Source organism: Enterococcus sp. OL5 (assembly GCF_006491895.1).
In the GTDB taxonomy this organism is placed as follows: Bacteria; Bacillota; Bacilli; order Lactobacillales; family Enterococcaceae; genus Enterococcus_D; species Enterococcus_D innesii.
Map to the genome: position 1 here is coordinate 77157 of NZ_VHIL01000011.1, position 19694 is coordinate 96850.

Below are 19694 nucleotides of genomic sequence, written 5' to 3' on the forward strand. Positions count from 1 at the left end.
CGTTGGTTCCTCCTACATCATGATTTTCTTTGGATTCAAGCGTAAAATATACAACAGCGGTAAAATAGCTGAGAACAAGACGGTTCCTAAACCTAACAGCAGATACGTAATGATGTAGCCTGCTGAGAAGGACACTTGATAGGCATTCTTGATATCCATGTAATCAATATCAGCTGCCATCAAACCGCCAGAATAAACACCGCCCATATCATTTTGATTGCTCATCCAATCGTTTTGCATCAAGGTATTTGAAACGGCACCACCTAATAAGTTCCCGGTCACTAAGGACAATAGCAGTGCGGCTAAACTAACCAGCAAGACTTCAATCACGATCTGTCCAATGACTTTCCCACGGCTTTCCCCTAAGGAGAGATAGATGCCCAATTCTTGTTTCCGATCTCGTAAGAAAAGCAAGACCACTAAGGAAATAATAAAGATGGTTGCGATCGACGCAATGATCACGATGTAATTTGCGATCACCCCTAACCGAGTAAAGCCACCGGCGATCTGCTCGTATTGATCCGTATTAGCAATGATACGATAATATTGGGGCAATAACGCACCGGCTTCTTGTTTAAAGGCTTCGACGTCATCCGTTGAATTTAGGACAAAGATCGGTTGATAATAGGCGTCTGACTCTTCTTCGATCACTTCTTGACCCCAAAGTTTTTCAGACTGCAATTTGTTAAAATCTTGCACTAAATTATTGCTAGCATAAAAGGTATTGATTTGTTCCATCACTTGCCATACCTGATCACTATTTTGTGAATCACTTTGATCTGATGAACTACTTTGATTGCTTTGATCCTTTTTAATTACAGAAAAGATCCCTGCAATGGTCACGGGATAATCAAAGGTCGCGACACGATTGCCACTCTCAGCCGTTTCGTCCGTCGCATCCTCACTATCATCACTTACTCCCTCGCTTGAACCACCTTCCATCATGACTTCTGCCCGTGTATCCCATACCAATTGATCACCGACACTCAGGTTATTCAATTCTGCGATCTCTTTACTGATCAATACCGCGTTCGTCAATTCACTGACATCTTTTTCTGTCAATCCCTCGCCTTCCTCCAAGCGAATCAAGCCTTCTTGCATGTCTAATGGCTCAACCAAATTTCCGCCCTTCAAAGAGAAGTAGTTGCCACCCATGCCGACCGATCCATCCTCCGGCGTATATGCTTTCAATTTTGTTGTTTCTAACCACGCTTGATTTTGGTAATCAAAATATTTCACATAGCTTAATTGACCGATTTGCTCATAAAGATCCAGCGCTGGTGGTTTCGGATAAAAATCTTCTTGTGACTGCTCTTCCTCCGAAGCATCCGCATGGTCTTTTTCAAAACCTTCCCAATCCATTTCCACCGTAGCTACATTCCCCATTTTGCGTTTCGTCTCTCGCTCCACGTTGGCAGTGGATTGTTGAATTGCTACAGCACCAGCGATCACATTGCCTAAAATAAATAGAACTAAAAATAAAATAAATGATTTCCCTTTTCTTCTGGTGATACTCTTTAATGCACGCTGCCAAAAGTTCATTGTTATTTCCTCCAGTGACATTATTTTTTAACAATTATTCCATACTTCTCCCTCAAGAACAATCGCAATAAAGGATCGTTTTTCGAATTTAAAATATTAAAAAACGGGTGAAAAAGATATTTCCATTTAATAACCCTTATAAAAGAACAAGAAAAAGATGTTAAATAACAAATAAAAGAATGGAATTTTTGCTAACAGTTTTGTAAGATTTCCCGATTTCAACTTAGATTTCACTTGGATTCCATCAAAAATGCTTAGCGCTTTCGAGAGTATAAAAAAAACGAAGGAATTCTCCCACTCTTTTCCAGCGAGAAAATCCTTCGTTTTGTATTCCCTATTTTTCTTTCGTATCGATCACGATCGTCACCGGGCCATCATTGACCAAGGCGACTTGCATATCTGCGCCAAATTTTCCAGTAGCAACAGTGATGCCTTCGGCTTGTAAACCTTCATTAAAGGCTTCGTAAAGCGGGATCGCAATACTTGGCGGTGCCGCTTGAATGAAACTAGGGCGATTGCCTTTCTTGGTCTCCCCATAAAGGGTGAACTGTGAAATACTCAAGACGGCGCCGTTTATGCTTTCCAGTGACCGATTCATTTTGCCCTCTTCGTCTTCAAAAACCCGCAGATTTTTGATTTTTCTTACGAGATAAGCCACATCGTCGCCTGTATCCTCATGGGTTATCCCCAACAAAACCATGAACCCTTGTTGGATCGCACCGACGATATTCTCCTCAATCGACACGCTTGCTTGACTGACTCGCTGGATCACTGCCCGCATTCTTTCTCATCCCTTCGTACGTCTGACACTGTAAACATCTGGAATCTGCTTGATTTTATCAACGATCGATTTCAAATGAGTCAAATTCTGAATCGCCACCGTGATGCGGATCGTTGCCATTTTGTCTTTGTTGGTTTTGGCTTCGACACTCACTAAGCGCTTCGTGACGCTATTGACCGTCTGCAAGACATCGTTGAGCAACCCAGACCGATCATAGCCATAGATCTCAAGATCGGCATCGTATTCTTTGTTGATGTCGGTAGCATCTTCCCACTCAACATCGATCAAACGGTTCGCTGCCTCTTTGTTTTGAACATTGGGGCAATCGCTGCGGTGGATCGAGATTCCCCGCCCTTTAGTAATATAGCCGACGATCGAATCCCCAGGAACCGGATTGCAGCAGCGGGAGATGCGGATCAACAAGTTATCGACCCCTTCAATGACAATGCCGCCTTCGTGACGAACCTTCATTTTTTCTGGTTCTTTTTTCGCCGGTTGATTGATCATCTCTTGGACTTGCTGCTTTTGCTTCTCGATTTGTTTCTCGCGCCGTTCTTCTTCGGTCAAACGGTTGGCTAAGGTCGTGGGACTGACTTCCCCATAGCCGACAGAGGCAAACAGGTCATCTTCTGTTTGATAATTGAATCGTTCGCAAGCTTCCGCCATTTTGCTTTTCGTCAAGAATTCTTTTGGCACAAAGCCCATATCTTGTAAGGTACGAACCACTGCCTCATGTCCTTTGATGATATTCTCATCACGATCTTGGGCTTTAAAAAATCGTTTGATTTTGTTCTTTGCTTTGCTGGTAGCCACTAGTTTGACCCAGTCGCGGCTTGGCCCAAAGGAATTCGGTGATGTCAGAATCTCAATAATGTCGCCATTTTTCAGCTTATAGTCTAATTGGACCATTTTGCCGTTGACCTTGGCACCAGTAGTTTTGTTGCCGATGTCGGTATGGATGCTATAGGCAAAATCCAGTGGACTGGAGCCTTGAGGCAACTCCGTCACATCACCTTTTGGCGTAAATACATAGACTTTGTCGCTGAAAATGTCCCCTTTGACACCTTCCATAAATTCAGAAGCATCATAGCTTTCATCTTGCAGTTCCAAGATTTCACGGAACCAGCCAACTTGTTGGGTCATCTTGTCGGCTCGGACTTTTTCGGTCTTGCCTTCTTTATAGGCCCAGTGCGCAGCAACCCCAAATTCAGCGATCTCATGCATTTCATGGGTCCGAATTTGGATCTCGACAGGATTGCCTTTGGGACCAATGACCGTCGTATGCAGCGATTGGTACATGTTGGCTTTTGGCATAGCGATATAGTCCTTGAACCGCCCAGGCATTGGTTTCCATTTTGTATGGATCGTTCCCAAAACCGCGTAACAATCTTTGATGGAGTCAACGATCACTCGGATCGCCAACAAATCATAAATTTCATTGAACTGTTTCTTTTGGTCTTTCATTTTGCGATAGATCGAGTAAATATGCTTTGGTCGACCATAGATCTCAGCATAGATATCTAGTTCCTCCGTAGCGATCCGAATCTCTTCCACGGTTTCGGAAACGTAGGATTCCCGTTCTTCTCGTTTGGTCTGCATCAAATGCACGATTCGGTAATATTGCTGTGGATTCAAGTAACGCAAAGAAATATCTTCTAGTTCCCATTTGATTCGGCTGATCCCTAAACGATGAGCCAATGGGGCATAGATTTCCATCGTTTCTTGGGCGATGCGGCGTTGTTTGTCTTCCCGCAGATGTTTCAACGTACGCATATTATGTAAACGGTCAGCCAGTTTGACCATGATGACCCGTAAATCTTGCGCCATGGCGATCAACATTTTCCGATGATTTTCTGCTAATTGTTCTTCATGAGATTTGTACTTGATCTTACCCAGCTTGGTCACGCCATCCACTAGCATCGCTACATCGGCACCGAATTCTTCTTTCAGATCGGCTAACGTCACATCGGTATCTTCGACGACATCATGCAAAAAACCAGTTGCAACGGTATGAGGGTCCATCTGCAATTCTGCCAAGATCCCCGCAACTTGGATTGGATGAATAATGTAAGGCTCGCCGGATTTACGGAATTGTTCTTTGTGGGCTTCTGTCGCGTAGTCTAATGCTTTTTGGACAAAGGCAACGTGTTCTTCACTCATATAATGAGCGACCAATTTGATGACATTGGGCCCGGTCAATATAACTTCTTTTGCCATTCATTCCGCCTCCTGCTCTTCTTTTTTGTGCTATCAAAAAGGCAGACAGAAGTCGCTGTTAACGTTTCGTCACGCACCCAAAGCCTTGCGGACAAACGTTCTAAGCATGGGACTCCTGTCTAACCTGCAGTTCTTATTTAGTAGTATTATTATACAAATTTTTCAGCTATTTTTCAATCGCTGTTGTTCAAAGCACATCGGGTGCCGGCTTGTCCTTAAGCAATTCTTCAAAAACATGATACGAGAGCCCGATTTTCTCGGCGCCGGCAGCCTGTAGTGATTGCATAGCTTGTTCATCTATTGTGTCAGGATTGATCTGGATCGACAGTTGACTGCCACCATCTAAGGAAAACAAGCTCACGTCGTGCAATGCTTCTGCTAGTGGTTGTTTTTGTCCTAACACGATCTTTGGCCATGCTTCTTCTTTCAAGCGTTGTGCCACTTGGATCTTCGTCAATTCATTCATGATCTCGGTTTGCACAGCTAAGCGGATCTCCCCTCCTGTCAAGGTCAAGGAGCGAATCGTTTCAGTCAATTCCGCAAAGCCACGATCATTTTCCATGAAGGAAGAAGCCGGTAGCCAGACTTCCAAAAAATCGGCACCTTCCATAAACGCCCGACCGATTTCAAACGCTACCTTTGCCAGTGTTCCTTGGGCAAGGGGGTAATCGATCACTGCGCCGATTTGTAAGGAAGAGCCTTGTGCCAAGATTTTCGCCCGCCGAATGGCACTAGGCAAAACGACGACTTCCTTTAAAGCCGTTTTATATTGATTGATAAAATCCTTCAAGACCCAGTCGGTCAGATCGGCCGTCAACAAACGGACACTGATTGCTTCTTGGTTCTTATTCATCAACTCACATCCTCTTTAATTCCGTTAGCACACTGACAGCACTTAAAAAATAAAACGGTGCTGTTTCTGTTCGTAAAATCCGAGGGCCTAACCCGCATAATTTAGCGTTGTTTTCCTGGGCTCCTTCGATTTCGGAGGGGGTCAGACCGCCTTCTGGGCCAAAGATCGCTAAAACTTTGCTACCAACGGGCAATTCGGTGATCACTTGCAGCAGCATCGCTGCTTCTCCTTGCTTGGCTGATTCTTCATAAGCCACTAGGACCGCATCGTACTGACTGAGGCTTTGCCAAAATGCTTTGGCGTTATCCAGCAGTGTGATGGCTGGTGCGATCTGCCGTTGGGATTGCTCCGCCGCTTCTTGGGCGATTTTTTGCAGCCGCTGCTGCTTTTTCTGTAACTTCTTTTGATCCCATTTCACGACCGAAGTTTGCGCAGGAAAACCGATAAATGCTGCCGCCCCAAGTTCCGTGCCTTTTTGAACGATCAAGTCCAGCTTGTCGCCTTTCGGGTAGCCGCTAGCGATCGTGACCTGCAGCGGCAATTCCTTGTCCTGCTGTTCTTTTTCGACTTCCTCTAAGTAAACCGTTTCTTCATCGGCCTCTTTGATCTTGGCGATGATCGCCAAATGATCCTCAAAAACTAAACCGACTTTCGTGCCGGGAGTCATGCGCATCACTCGGATCATATGGTGGAAGGGTTCTCCCGAAACGGCAAACACCGCTTTTGCTTCATAAGGCTCCTGTAAAAAATATCGCTGCATCTTACTCTACCTCTGGTTTTTTAAAGGCGATCGCATACCAGTCTTTTTGATTGAACAATTGATCGATCTCAAAGCCTTGTGCGATCATGGCATCGATCACTAATTGTTTTTTCGTCTCAATGATCCCAGAAACGATCAAGGTGCCCTCTTGCTTCAATAAACGCCATGCATCAGGGATCATCAATAAAATGATATCCGCTAAAATATTGGCAACGATAAGATCAGCAGGGACCGTCACCCCTTGCAAAAGGTCATTGGCTTGCACGGTCACATCGTGAGCAATGGGGTTCATCGCCATATTTTCTTGGGCGGACCTCACAGCGACTTCATCTAGATCATAAGCAAACACGTCTTTGGCACCTAAATATTTGCTGGCGATACTTAACACCCCTGAGCCCGTCCCGACATCTAAGACGGTTTCACCGCCCCGCAAGTAGACTTCTAGGGCTTGTAATGTCAAGCGTGTCGTAGGATGCGTGCCGGTCCCAAAAGCCATTCCCGGATCAAGGGTGATGATCTTTTCATCTTCTTGCAGCGGTTGATAGTTTTCCCAGCTCGGCACGATCGTCAGATAGCGGGAGATACGGACTGGATGGTAATATTTTTTCCAGGCCGTCGCCCATGCTTCTTCCACGACCTCGCTCGTTGTGATGGTGTTTTTGCCGATCGCCAAACCATACTCCGGCAGACGGTCGATGGCTGCTTTGATCGTCGGCAGCACTTCTGGCAAAAAAATCGTCTCTGGGAAATAGGCACTGACTTGCGCACCTTCTTCTAAGGTCGTATAGGTTTCTTTATCCAAAATTTCGCCATACGCATCGCTTTTAAAATTTTCGACATCTAAAACGTCCTCGATCGCTACCCCACTTGCTCCGTGTTCCATTAAAATATTGGCGACTGCTTCCACTGCTTCGCTAGCTGTCGCTACGGTTACTTCATTCCATTTCATTTTCGTTCTCCTTAGTAACTAGGGTACGGGATCATGGTTTCCCCAGCCCCGGCTTGATAGTTCGTCATTTTCTCCACAAATGCTTCTTCGTTGAATCGCAATTCAAAGATCGCTTCTTCACTGTCATCGTTCAAGAAATCAAGCAGATCGCTTTGGCCTTCTTCTAAAATTTCTTGAATGTAATCAACCAATCCGTCTAACAACGCTTTTGGGATCCCTTTTTTTCCTGCATAAGGAATCGTCGCTAAATAATCTTCTTCATCAAACGTTGATTTTTGTGGATCATACAACAAAATCCCATCTTCAAATTCAATGATCGCTTCCTCTGATGCCACACCTTGCGCGTCGTCGATTTGGACTTGTTGAGGATTTTCGGCAAACAAGCGCAACACCAATTCGATGGTATGATTTTTGGCATCCCAATCGATCGCCACATCATAATCGGAGATTTTTTTCGTTAATCGCTGATCTAAGTAAGTCAATATCGTTTCTTTCGCCATCACTATTCCTTCTTTCTAGCCAGCCATGATCTTGCTGAACAGCGGCTTTTCGTATATTTGTTAAATAAGGATTACCAGCTACCGCAAATCGAAGCGGCATCTGAGTCCACTCCCCTTTGTTCGGGATACCAATTCGAGGCAATGCCAAAATTTCTTTTGGGGTACGTCGGCGCTCAGGAACCAAATGCAGCGGACTCGTAAAAACCGATTCTCCGTAAAGCTCAGCTGGGATCTGTAGTGCCTGTACTAGTTTCCCGGGGCCATTGGCTACATCCGGTTCCGTTTTTTGTCGCTGTTGTTCCATCAAGTCAATCCCATCCACCGGTTCTAGCCCGCGAATCATGATTCCTTGTGGGATGCCTTTTGGTTGCGTAATAAAGTTGACGATTCGATGCGTATGCATCGTATATAAATAAATCGTGCCGGGTTCCTGATACATCGCCCGAACCCTAGGTGTGTTTCGCATGCCCACACTATGAGCCGCCAGATCATCGGGACCTAGATATGCTTCACAATCCACGATATACCCACCTAATTTTCCGTTTGGGGTCTCATGTTCCAAATACATCCCTAATAAGGCACGCGCGATGGTCGTTGTCGGCTGTGTCGCAAAAAGTGCCATTAATTCATCCATTCTCATCACCCTCTTTATTCTACACAATTCTCGGTCAACTTACTATCTTTGACTACAGAGTTGCGGTGATCTCAACGATTTCTTTTCAACGAACCTGTTTTTTGCTGACTGAGTGGAAAATACGCGCCCTTTTGTTTTCGTAAGGACGCAAATCAGCTTGTTTATGAGAATGTACGTTCTTATGTTATACTTACAGGAAAAGGAGAGGATCGTTTTATGCAGCAGCCACTTGCTTATCGAATGCGGCCACGGAACTTAGATGAAGTCGTCGGACAGCAGCATTTGGTTGGCCCGGGGAAAATCATTCGCCGAATGGTCGAAGCCAAAATGCTTTCTTCGATGATCCTATACGGACCGCCGGGAACCGGAAAAACCAGCATTGCCAGTGCGATTGCCGGCTCGACACGCTATGCGTTTCGCATGCTGAACGCCGCCACAGATACAAAAAAAGACCTGCAAATCGTGGCAGAGGAAGCCAAAATGAGCGGTACTGTCATTTTATTGCTTGATGAAGTCCATCGACTAGACAAGACAAAACAAGACTTTTTACTGCCCCATTTAGAAAGCGGCAAGATTATTATGATCGGTGCCACGACGGAAAATCCCTACATTACGATCAATCCAGCGATTCGCAGTCGGACACAGATTTTTGAAGTCAAACCGCTCCAAGAAGAAGATATTTTGACCGCCATTGATCAAGCTTTAGCAGATGAAACTCGCGGACTTGGATCAGAAACCATCGTATTGACCGATGATGCCCGCTTGCATCTTTCGCGAGCGACCAACGGTGATTTACGAAGCGCCCTCAATGGCTTAGAACTCGCTGCCCGTTCCACACCAAAAGGACCAGACGGCATTATTCATTTGACCTTAGCGATCATCGAAGAGTGCGTACAGCGCAAAGCATTGACCCATGATAAAGATGGGGATGCGCACTATGATGTGATCTCTGCTTTTCAAAAATCGATTCGCGGCAGCGATGTGGATGGTGCGCTGCATTACTTAGGTCGTTTAGTAGAGGCAGGCGATTTGGCGATCATTTGTCGGCGCTTGATGGTCATCGGTTATGAAGACATCGGTTTAGCTAACCCAGCAGCCGCTGCTCGAACCGTCAATGCTGTGTTAGCCGCTGAACGTTTGGGCTTGCCGGAAGCTCGGATCCCTTTGGCCGATACGGTGGTCGATCTATGTTTGTCACCAAAATCCAACTCGGCCTACATGGCATTGGATGCAGCGATCGCAGATATTCGTAGCGGTAAAGCTGGAGATGTCCCGGATCATTTACGAGACAGTCATTACAAAGGCGCCGAAAGCTTGAATCGAGGAGTTGGCTATCAATACCCACATAATTTTGATGATGCATGGGTCGATCAGCAATATTTACCTGATAAGCTAAAAGGTACCCACTATTATCAACCGAAAGCCACCGGTAAATACGAGCAAGCGTTGGGCCAACGGTACCAACAATTGCAGCAACGAAAGAAAAAAAACTAGGTGCTTAGAAAAAATAGTGACTTTTTGGTATCGTTTTCAAACAACTTTATTGCACCTTCGTCATTCCTATGCTACTATAAGGGTGGGAATTCTGTGATGTACGAGTTGTCCCTTTTGTGTGTTGACCGAACATTTTTATTGATATCTTGGGATCCGTCTTGTGTCAATGCTGGTAACATGCCTTTTCCTTTGGTAGTTCGAAGCTTAGACCGTGGAACCCACCTGCTAGAATTTGCGGGATCAATACTATGGGAAAAAGAACGGCATCAACGGATATTACCCATTCTTTTTAGAATGTGCCATCTGTTTTTAACAGATGGCTTTTTTGCGTTTTCTAGCCGTTAGAAACCGTGCAACGTCCTCCATCTGATATCAAAGTAAGGGTGGCTTTTGCTATTCTTTCTAGGGTTCGCTATACTAAACCTATCAACTTAGAATAGGATGGCGTATGTTTATGATTCTTCTATTATTTACGATCGTGGCACTCGTATTATTCGGCACCAGTTATTTGCTTTATGCCAAACAAGCGATTTTTTTCACTTTGATCCCTACTACTGAGGCGAATAAAGTCTTCTTAAAAACCTATAGCCTCATTCATTTCCTTTTAGGCGTAGTGGCATTGGTTGTGGGCTTTGTCGATAGAGAGCTGATTGCCTTGTTTTATTTGGCGTTGTTGCTGCTCTCTTCCGCTTCATTCAGCATCTTGCTGGCACAAAAAAATGAAAAAAAAGGAAGATTAGGTTTTCTTTTTCCAGAAAAAAGCATTACAATAAAAGTAGAAGATAACAGATGGGAGTGTTTCTTATGTTACAACAATATCAACGAATCATGGTAGCCGTCGATGGGTCTAGCGAGTCAGAATTAGCCTTCAAAAAAGCCGTGAATGTGGCACAGCGGAATGATTCTGAATTAGTTTTAGCACATGTGATCGACACTCGGGCCTTTCAAACCGTTTCTTCTTTTGACGGCATGCTTGCTGAGCAAGCAACCGAAATGGCCAAACAAACTTTGAAAGACTATGAGGATTATGCCCGCAAACACCAAGTAACTGCAGTCAAAACAGTAATTGAATACGGCTCGCCAAAACCAATCATTGCCAAACAATTGCCCGAAGATCACAACATCGATTTGATTATGATCGGTGCCACTGGTTTAAATGCCGTGGAACGAATCTTTATCGGTTCCGTGTCTGAGTATGTCATTCGCCATGCTGGCTGTGATGTGTTAGTTGTGCGGACAGATCTAGAAAACAAAATCCCAGAAAAAGACCACACCAAAGCTTGATAGCTAGACGACCTGCCGACGAACGGCAGGTTTTTTTGTGCAAAAAAAACCGTGACAAAAGCAAAAGAGTCAACGAGCACTTAGGTCTCATTGGTCTTTTTGCCTTTGGTCACAGCTCTTTGACAAGTCGGTTATCCAAACTTGTACAGCAAAAAATGAAAGCAAAGTAATAGGTACTCCTATCTAACCATGTTTCCTTTTGATTGTAAATAGTTTTTCTGAATTTTCTGAATAAATAGTTAATTTATCCATCCTTAAATAAAATAAGCAAAGCGTCGCTTCCCTTAGGAAAAACGACGCCAAAATCTATGGTCATAATGGGCTATCCAAAGGACGCTGGTCAAGAGGATCACAAAGAAAACCGGACCATTCAATAACCAAAAATCAATCGAAGTCGCAGCAAAGCCATAAAGGATGATAACAATGACGGAAAGAAATAGCGTTGCGACTGTTCCAATGGCTAACCCAAGACTCCCCGCCCCTCTCGTAAACAATTGACTGATATTGGTCCAATCCAAAAGCAGCAATCGATAATCCCGAGCAAAATATTTCAAGCACAAAAGAAAACTGCTCCAAAGTGCCCCGACTAGAAAAGAGACAGCCAAAATCAGCGGCATTTTGAATAAAAGCACTGCTGCCAGCACGATGACTGCCGTTAAGCTCAGCTGCAAAACGACGCCAAAGCGGAATTTTTCCCGCAAGTAGCGCTTCATCGATAGCGGCAAGGAGCGGACAAACAAGAAATTCTCCTGATCCAATGAAATCAAATTACTGATAAAAGAAGTCGGGTTGACCATCAGTGCCGCCAAGGCGATCCCCGCCACGAAAACAACACCGATAAATCGCTCATCCAATTCACTTAACTGAACCACCCCAGTAAACACAAAGGACACTAAAAAAATGATGGGCATCAGTAACGAGGAAGAAAAGACTTGCATGATCAAATTCGGATCACGGATCAACTGCGAATTGTAATTAAACAACAGCTGGCCCAAGCCTTGATTGGGTTTATGTTTCCGACGAACACTCCCTTGGTTAGGCGCCGCGGCTGCCACTTGCTCATAAAACTTCGGCAAGATCAACCGATAGAGGGCAAAAAGCAACACGCCTGCTGTGGCGATGATCCCTAGCAAGCTAAGCAAACCAGTTGTTTGAAACGGCGCCACCATCACATAATAAAAGGGCAATAAAAAGCTGATCGCTCCTCGGTCTACCACGTCTGCCTCGTAGGTATTCACCTGATTCATCATTAAGACCCCGATCACAACAACCAGCATCGTCACGCCTAGCAATAAACTAGTGACCAATTTTTTATGCTTCAAGAAAAACTTGGTGCGCGTCAGGCTGAAGACGATCAAGCTGCAAATGCTGAAGATCAGGACTAAAAACAAGCCGAATAGCAAGAACGCCCATAAGACCGTCAGCAAGAAAAAGACGTTTGCCCGAATCCCTGTCAGGAGAAATAAGACCAACAAAGGAAAAATAAACGGCGCAACGGTAAGAAATACCACCACGATCTTTGCCAGAAAAATTTCACTCTGTCGAAAGGGCAGCGGCAAATACGCTGGCAGATCTTGACTTTCGAAGAAGACATTGTAAATGGACGAAATCCCTTGGGAAAAGCCTAAGATTCCGAACAAAGCGACATAATAGGTAAAAAAGCCCGGCATCTGACTAAAATCCAATGTGATCATCGTCAAACCATAGACTAGCAGAAACACCACTCCAGAAAGCGCATATTGAAACAACAAATAACTGGTCAAGGTCGAACCAGCCTTGCCTTTTTTGCGGGCTTTGTCTGTTAGTTGGGGATTGGCATACCGCAAATTAACGGAGGTCAGCGTCAGAAATTGTTGTTTTCGCATCTACGCTTCCTCCGCTTCTGCAAGAATCGCTTCTTCTTGACTTCTCCCAGTCATTTGCAGATAGATTGTTTCCAAAGAAAGCGACGGATGCTGTGCCAGCAAATCTGCCACTGAGCCATTGTACAGCAGCTCACCTTTTTTCAAAATCGCTAATTGATCACACAACTGCTGGGCGGTGTCTAAGACGTGGGTAGAAAAAATCACGGTCTTGCCCTTGGCAGCATGCTGTTTCATCATTTCTTTTAAATCATACGCTGCTTGGGGATCTAAGCCTTGCAATGGTTCGTCCAAGATCCAAATGTCCGGATCGGGGATCAATGCCCCAATCAGCAGCGTTTTTTGTCGCATTCCATGGGAAAAGCTAGCGATGGTCTCTTCTTCATGAGACAGCATATCAAACAAGCGCCCTAATTTTTGCAAACGCTCGGCCTTTTCCGCTGCTGGTACTTCATACGCGGCGGCAATCAAGTCCCAATATTCCCCAGCCGTCAGCTGTAAAAACAAATCTGGCGTGTCCGGCACATAGGCAATTTGTTTTTTTATCGCTTCCCGATGTTCCACGAGGGATTGACCGTCAAAAAAGATTTCCCCACTCGTCGGTTGCAAAATACTAACTAAGCTTTTGATCGTTGTCGACTTCCCTGCCCCGTTGTGTCCCAGAAAGCCAAAGATCTCCCCTTGACGAATCGTCAGGGAAAGATCAGACAATGCTTTTTTGGGTCCATACTGTTTCGTCAGATTCTTGATCTCAATCATTTTCCTGCCTCCTTATTCCATACCTATTGTTATCTTACGCTGAAAAGCAGTAAAAGAAAAATGTTTATTGCCATTTTTATCAAATCAATTGACAGGAGCTGCAAAAACAAAGATAATAAGAGCACTTTAGGGGAGTAGCACATGGATCGTTCCATGATCTTAGATCAACAGCAAGCGGGAATCCGCTGGTTTAAGATGTTTCTTGCAAGACCTAAGTGGCAAGGGGCCGCTTAGGTCTTTTTGCAGTTTAAAATGGAGGGAAAACAGTCAATGAGTTCAAGTAAAATGAAAAAAGTGACCGCCGGCGGACTTTTAGTCGCCATGGGGGTGGTCTACGGTGATATCGGTACGAGCCCACTTTACGTAATGAAAGCCCTGGTGGAGGATAATGGCGGACTCCGCACCTTAACGCCCGATTTTATCTTAGGCAGCGTCTCGCTCGTCTTTTGGACGCTGACCTTGTTAACGACGATCAAGTACGTCTTGATCGCATTAAACGCGGATAACCATGGAGAAGGCGGGATTTTTTCCCTTTATACCTTAGTTCGTAAAAACAGCCGCTACTTGATTATTCCAGCGATCATCGGGGGCGCAGCCCTGCTAGCAGATGGGGTATTGACGCCTGCCGTGACCGTAACCACTGCCATCGAAGGATTACGGGGAATTCCAGCCTTTTTTGATCGCTTCGGCAATGACCAATCGATCATCGTCGGCATCACCTTAGCAATCTTATTGGTCCTCTTTGCCCTGCAGCGCTTTGGGACTGAGTTTGTCGGCAAAGCCTTCGGACCGATCATGCTAGGCTGGTTCACCTTCTTGGGCATCGTCGGTGTGATGAACTTTGCCGGTGACCTTTCGGTGATTCGGGCCCTTGACCCCCGGTATGCGATCAATCTGCTCTTTAGTCCCGATAACAGCGCTGGTCTCTTTATTCTCGGCAATATCTTTTTGGCGACTACTGGTGCGGAAGCCCTCTACTCGGACTTAGGTCATGTGGGTAAGAAAAACATTTATGCTAGCTGGCCCTATATCAAAATCTGCTTGATGCTGAATTACTTTGGTCAAGCGGCGTGGCTGCTGCAAGTCTATCAAAACCCGACTTATCAAGAAATCGAAAACTTGAATCCATTTTTCCAAGCGTTGCCGCAAGGGTGGACAGTCTTTGGTGTCAGCTTCGCCACACTCGCTGCCATCATTGCTTCGCAAGCTCTGCTGTCTGGCTCCTTTACCTTGGTTTCTGAAGCCATCAAGTTGAAACTATTGCCGCGGATGCAAATCATCTATCCGGGGGCGTCTATCGGGCAAATGTATATTCCTGCCTTGAACACCTTGCTGTGGATCGCCTGTTCCGGCGTAGTCTTATTCTTCCAGACCTCTACTCGGATGGAAGCCGCTTATGGATTGGCCATTACGGTAACGATGTTGATGACCACTATTTTGCTGTATTTCTACTTGCACCAAAACAAGAAGACCCGTTTCTTGGCACCGTTCATCACGCTCTTTTTTGCAGCGATCGAAGGCATTTTCTTTATCTCTAGTGCGACGAAATTTTTCCATGGCGGTTACGTTGCCATCTTATTAGCCAGCGTGATCATCGGTGTGATGCTGATTTGGGAATGGGGCAATCGTATTCAAGAAAATGCTGCCGAAGAAGTTGCACTTTCTACCTACATCCCTCAATTGAAACAGTTGCGGGAAGATGATTCTTTGCCATTATCTCAGACGAACGTCGTCTTCATGGTTCCTAAACTGCAAGACGATCAGATCGGTCAGCAGTTCATCTATTCCATTTTAGACAAACGGCCGAAGCGTGCCAAAGTGTATTGGTTCGTCAATGTGGAAGTCACCGATGAACCTTATACGAAAAAATATGAAGTTTCGATGGCAGATACCGATTTTATCGTTAAACTAAAGCTTTATCTCGGCTTTCGGGTGCCGCAAGAAGTCAATCTCTACATTCGCCAAATCATTCAAGAATTGATGAAAGATGGTCGCTTGCCGCTGCAGCCGCAACGCTATTCCTTAACGCCTGGACGCAATGTGGGTGATTTCCAATTCGTGATGATCGAAGAAGAGCTGTCGAATGCAACTGCATTAAGCAAATGGCAGAAGCAAGTCATGCAGACGAAGCTTTTTATCAAACGCCATACTATTTCACCTGAACGCTGGTTCGGCTTAGAATACAGCGATGTGGTTCATGAGACCGTTCCTTTGGTCATCGGTCAGATGAAAGAAAGCTCTCTGACAGAATTACGCATCGAGGAACGCTAAGAAACCGCCAGTCCTGGTTGAACTTTCTGATACTTTCAGGTACACTGAAAAGACAAAGACACAAAGGAGGGAAAACGACCATGATGCGCATGACTAAAATAACAAGTAATGAAAATTACCAACGATACCATATCGCATTTAGCCATGCAATTGGTTTTACAGTTGCTGTTGACGGGACTAATCTGTCCAAAACAGTTAAATTTACGTAAAATCAATGGCCATCTCAAGGTATTTTTCTCTAAAAATCTGAGTTTAAATAACACTGGCCATGGATATCCATGGCCTTTTTGAGTGGTCTCAAGGAGAGAGATCATGATCATACAAGCAATTGCTATTAAAAAAACCATCGGCGGGAATCCGTTATTTGAGGAGTTATCCTGCCAAATCGAAGCTGGGGAAAAAATTGCCCTAGTCGGCATCAACGGAACGGGCAAATCAACCTTATTACAAATCTTGACTGGCAGTGAAGGTGTCGATAGCGGCGTTATCAGCCGCCAAAAAGGCTTGAGGATCGGGACGGTCGAGCAAGAGCTGACAGTTTCTGAAGCAACCGTTACCCACTACCTGCTCCATTCTGCAGCTAACATTCAAGAACTCAAACAGCAAATGAGCCATTACGAAGCCTTGATGGCAGAACCCGATACTGATTTAGAGAAGTGTCTGATCCGTTATGGCGAGCTGCAGCAGCGCTTTGAAGAGCTGGGCGGTTATGGATTAGAAGACCGAATTTCCGCGATCTTACAAGGGTTAGGAATTCCCCATCGGCAGGACGCACGGTTAACAGACCTTAGCGGGGGTGAACGGGTCAAAGTCGCTTTAGCCAAAGTGTTAGTCACCGATGCTGACTTGCTGTTACTGGATGAACCAACCAATCACTTGGATCTTTCAAGTATCCGCTGGTTGGAAAATTATTTACAGAATACGAAAAAAGCGGTTCTAGTCGTTTCTCACGATCGACACTTTCTCGATCAAGTCACCACCAAGACCTGGGAACTGGAAGAAGGCGCCCTGATTGAGTATCCTGGGAACTATAGCCGATTTCGTGTCTTGAAAGAAGCTCGCTTGGCGGAGCTGACCAAAAATTACGAACTGCAGCAAAAAGAAGTCCAGCGACTGAAAGTCATGATTCGTCGATTTCGTCAGTGGGGCCATGAAGGAGACAATGAATCCTTCTTCAAAAAAGCCAAAGAATTGGAACGCCGCCTAGCGAAACTTACACTGGTCAAACCGCCAGCGCCCCCGAAAAATCGGCTGCAAGGCTTGGCAAATGGCGGAAAATCAGGCAAAGAGGTGTTCATCGTTCACGATTTGCACCAGCAATACGCCGGCCAAGTCTTATTCAAAGACAGCAGTTTTGCGGTCTACCGTGGGGAGCATCTAGCCATCATCGGCGACAATGGTACCGGAAAATCAACCTTACTCACATTACTTCTCGGTGAGGAGCTTCCTAGCGGCGGCACTATCAAGCGCGGCAGCAGCTTACAGATCGGCTATTTGCCCCAGCAGCTGCAGTTTTCCGATCCCGAGAGCCGCCTATTAGCCTACGTCCATACATTGACAGGAAACGAAGAAACGGCTCGTCGGCAATTAGCCAAAAGTGGTTTTTATCAAGGTGATGTGGCCAAACGAATCAAAGATCTATCCGGTGGTGAAAAAATCCGGTTGGCGTTACTGAAACTCTTTTTAGAAAAAATCAACGTCCTGATTTTGGATGAACCAACCAATCACCTCGACAGCTATGCCCGAGAAGAAATTGAAGAAATGCTGCAAGATTATCAAGGAACCCTGCTGGCAGTCAGCCATGACCGCTACTTTTTGCAGCAGCACTTCCAAGAAGCCCTGGTCATTGCACAGCAGCAGATCACACGCCAGCCACTAAGCCCATTGATTGACTAAGACATTGATTCGCAACAAAAAAACTTGATTTTCCTACCGTATGCATGGGTTGTTCAATCCATGCATAGGCGGAAAATCAAGTTTTTATTTTTTGATCAATGAATGTTGCCGATCAAGTTGCGGATCGGTTTTCTAGCTAAATACAAGATGATGCCGACAACAACGGCTACTCCGCCGACGATGCCATAGTACATCCCTTCTGTTTGTGGTGTGTAGAACCGAGCGATTTGCGCATTGATGGCTTGTGAAGAAGCGTCTGCTAACAACCAAATCGCCAAGGTTTGTGCTTCGAAAGCTTTCGGCGCTAGTTTGGTCGTCACCGACAAGCCCACAGGTGAAAGACACATTTCCCCCGCAATCATAATGAAGAAGCTCAATACCAACCATAATGGGCTGACCCGTTCTTCTACTCCAAACAAGAGGCTTGGCAGCATTAGCAATAGAAAGGACAAACCGGCTAAGACCAAACCAATGGCAAACTTCACTTCTGTCCGGGGTTGACGAGAACCTAGTTTGGTCCACAACCAGACAAAGACAGGTGTCAGTAAGACGACAAAAAGTGGATTTAAGGTTTGATACAAACTTGCTGGAATATTGATGCCGAATAACGTTGATTGCGTACGGTCAGCGGCAAACAATGCCAAGATCGATGAGCCTTGTTCTTCTAAGGACCAAAAGACGATCGCTGACAAGAACAGCGGAATGTAGGCCAACACTTTTTTCTTTTCATCTGGTGTGACATCTTTCGAACGCAGCATTTTGGTAAAGTAGTAGATCGGCAAGAAAATACCTAGAACACTGATGAAGTTGATGAAGAAATCAACCGTCAGATGGCCTGTTGCAGCAGCTGCGCCAAACAACACTGCCAATGCGAGAAGAACCAGAACGACTGCTCGGAAGAAGGTTTTCTTTTCGGCTGCCGATAAGGGATTCGTTGGCGCGATCGCTACACTTTTCAACGTGGTTTTTCCTTGCACATAATACTGCACCAAACCGATAAACATCCCGATAGCAGCAATCGAAAAGCCTAAGTGGTAGTTGACCTCTTGTCCTAAGATCCCGACGATGATCGGCGCTAACAAGCCACCGATATTGATCCCCATGTAGAAAATTGAGAAACCAGCATCCCGACGGATATCGTCTTTGCTGTACAAATGCCCCACCATACCCGACACGTTGGATTTCAATAGTCCGGTTCCGATGACGATCAGCATCATGGACACAAACAACGCTGGAATCCCTAAAGGTGTTGCCAAGACGATGTGTCCTAACATGATCAAGATTCCACCATAAAAGACGGATTTATTTGATCCTAAAAGACGGTCCGAGATCCAGCCGCCAACAATACTTGACATATACACTAAGGAACCGTAAATCGACATGATCGCCACAGCCGTTCCTTTTGGCAACCCTAAGCCGCCGTTGGCAACTGCATCGTACATGAAGTACACCAAAATCGCCCGCATACCATAATAACTGAATCGTTCCCACATTTCCGTGAAGAATAAAGTTGACAGCCCTCGCGGCTGACCTAAGAATGTTTTTTCTTTTTCCATATGTAATGGCCCCTTATAAAAATTAATGAAAATAAAATAGCGGAATTTTTCTGAAAATTCACAAATGCCAGTTTATTCCCATTTGGCAACTTTTACAAGGGTATTTCCCTGAGAACATCCTACAAAAAAGGAGGGAAATTTAAATTCAAATGAAAGTAAAATGAGAAGCCTTCTAAATAAGTCCAGTATGAACCACTTTTCATATGTATAATTATTAAATATTCTGTTTAAAAAATTAGAAACTGGTCTTCACCAATTTTTACCTCTGACACCATTTTTTTTGATTTTCCTACAAAAAAGCACATGCAAGTATTTTCTCTTGCATGTGCTTCCTCT

16 protein-coding genes and 1 other RNA gene are annotated in these 19694 nt (G+C 45.0%); 6 read left to right on the forward strand and 11 right to left on the reverse strand.

Going from position 1 to position 19694, the window contains the following annotated elements:
* Nucleotides 1–12 precede the first annotated feature (12 nt).
* From FJU10_RS13025 to FJU10_RS13060, 8 genes are all read right to left on the reverse strand, one after another.
* Entirely contained in the window at nt 13–1563 is a 1551-nt protein-coding gene (locus tag FJU10_RS13025) for an ABC transporter permease (RefSeq protein WP_140966116.1), read from the reverse strand.
* Between the two features lie 313 nt (nt 1564–1876).
* On the reverse strand, nt 1877–2323 hold the full coding sequence (gene dtd / locus FJU10_RS13030; RefSeq protein WP_010749039.1) for a D-aminoacyl-tRNA deacylase: 447 nt from the start codon (nt 2321–2323) through the stop codon (nt 1877–1879).
* Between the two features lie 6 nt (nt 2324–2329).
* Nucleotides 2330–4540 carry a RelA/SpoT family protein gene (locus FJU10_RS13035; protein WP_005233463.1) on the reverse strand — a complete coding sequence of 737 codons (2211 nt, stop codon included), beginning with the start codon at nt 4538–4540 and terminating at the stop codon, nt 2330–2332.
* Nucleotides 4541–4727: 187 nt separating this feature from the next.
* Nucleotides 4728–5393: a hypothetical protein gene (locus FJU10_RS13040; RefSeq protein WP_005233460.1), complete on the reverse strand. Its 666-nt coding sequence runs from the start codon at nt 5391–5393 to the stop codon at nt 4728–4730.
* Nucleotides 5394–5397: 4 nt separating this feature from the next.
* Nucleotides 5398–6153 (reverse strand): 16S rRNA (uracil(1498)-N(3))-methyltransferase, encoded by a 756-nt coding sequence (locus FJU10_RS13045; RefSeq protein WP_016612975.1) that lies wholly within the window; start codon nt 6151–6153, stop codon nt 5398–5400.
* Between the two features lies 1 nt (nt 6154).
* Nucleotides 6155–7102: a 50S ribosomal protein L11 methyltransferase gene (prmA, locus tag FJU10_RS13050; protein WP_005233456.1), complete on the reverse strand. Its 948-nt coding sequence runs from the start codon at nt 7100–7102 to the stop codon at nt 6155–6157.
* 11 nt (nt 7103–7113) lie between these two features.
* Entirely contained in the window at nt 7114–7602 is a 489-nt protein-coding gene (locus tag FJU10_RS13055; protein ID WP_140966117.1) for a DUF3013 family protein, read from the reverse strand.
* Nucleotides 7538–8236: a DNA-3-methyladenine glycosylase gene (locus FJU10_RS13060; protein ID WP_140966118.1), complete on the reverse strand. Its 699-nt coding sequence runs from the start codon at nt 8234–8236 to the stop codon at nt 7538–7540. Before FJU10_RS13060 ends, FJU10_RS13055 begins: the two co-directional genes overlap by 65 nt.
* 216 nt (nt 8237–8452) lie before the next feature.
* Here FJU10_RS13060 and FJU10_RS13065 point away from each other — a divergent pair, with 216 nt between their 5' ends.
* The 4 genes from FJU10_RS13065 (at nt 8453) to FJU10_RS13080 (ending at nt 11014) form a co-directional block, all read left to right on the forward strand.
* Nucleotides 8453–9730: a replication-associated recombination protein A gene (locus FJU10_RS13065; RefSeq protein WP_008382049.1), complete on the forward strand. Its 1278-nt coding sequence runs from the start codon at nt 8453–8455 to the stop codon at nt 9728–9730.
* Nucleotides 9731–9815: 85 nt separating this feature from the next.
* A non-coding RNA gene (gene ssrS / locus FJU10_RS13070) (6S RNA) lies at nt 9816–10010 on the forward strand.
* Nucleotides 10011–10184: 174 nt separating this feature from the next.
* Entirely contained in the window at nt 10185–10565 is a 381-nt protein-coding gene (locus FJU10_RS13075) for a hypothetical protein (RefSeq protein ID WP_223273065.1), read from the forward strand.
* Complete coding sequence (locus tag FJU10_RS13080; RefSeq protein WP_008382048.1) at nt 10535–11014, forward strand: universal stress protein; 480 nt, start codon at nt 10535–10537, stop codon at nt 11012–11014. The genes FJU10_RS13075 and FJU10_RS13080 overlap by 31 nt, the downstream gene beginning before the upstream one ends.
* 284 nt (nt 11015–11298) lie before the next feature.
* Here FJU10_RS13080 and FJU10_RS13085 read toward each other — a convergent pair whose 3' ends face one another.
* Together FJU10_RS13085 and FJU10_RS13090 are read right to left on the reverse strand one after the other, a co-directional pair.
* Nucleotides 11299–12879 carry an ABC transporter gene (locus FJU10_RS13085; RefSeq protein ID WP_140966119.1) on the reverse strand — a complete coding sequence of 527 codons (1581 nt, stop codon included), beginning with the start codon at nt 12877–12879 and terminating at the stop codon, nt 11299–11301.
* Nucleotides 12880–13635, reverse strand: a complete 756-nt coding sequence (locus FJU10_RS13090; protein ID WP_008382046.1) for an ABC transporter ATP-binding protein — start codon at nt 13633–13635, stop codon at nt 12880–12882. It lies immediately after the preceding gene.
* Between the two features lie 270 nt (nt 13636–13905).
* Between FJU10_RS13090 and FJU10_RS13095 the strand changes: the two genes are divergently transcribed.
* Both FJU10_RS13095 and abc-f read left to right on the forward strand, forming a co-directional pair.
* Nucleotides 13906–15906 (forward strand): KUP/HAK/KT family potassium transporter, encoded by a 2001-nt coding sequence (locus tag FJU10_RS13095; RefSeq protein ID WP_008382045.1) that lies wholly within the window; start codon nt 13906–13908, stop codon nt 15904–15906.
* A 312-nt stretch (nt 15907–16218) separates the two neighbouring features.
* Nucleotides 16219–17802 (forward strand): ribosomal protection-like ABC-F family protein, encoded by a 1584-nt coding sequence (gene abc-f, locus FJU10_RS19780; protein WP_140966120.1) that lies wholly within the window; start codon nt 16219–16221, stop codon nt 17800–17802.
* 95 nt (nt 17803–17897) lie between these two features.
* Here abc-f and FJU10_RS13105 read toward each other — a convergent pair whose 3' ends face one another.
* Complete coding sequence (locus tag FJU10_RS13105) at nt 17898–19358, reverse strand: peptide MFS transporter (RefSeq protein WP_005227746.1); 1461 nt, start codon at nt 19356–19358, stop codon at nt 17898–17900.
* Nucleotides 19359–19694 lie beyond the last annotated feature (336 nt).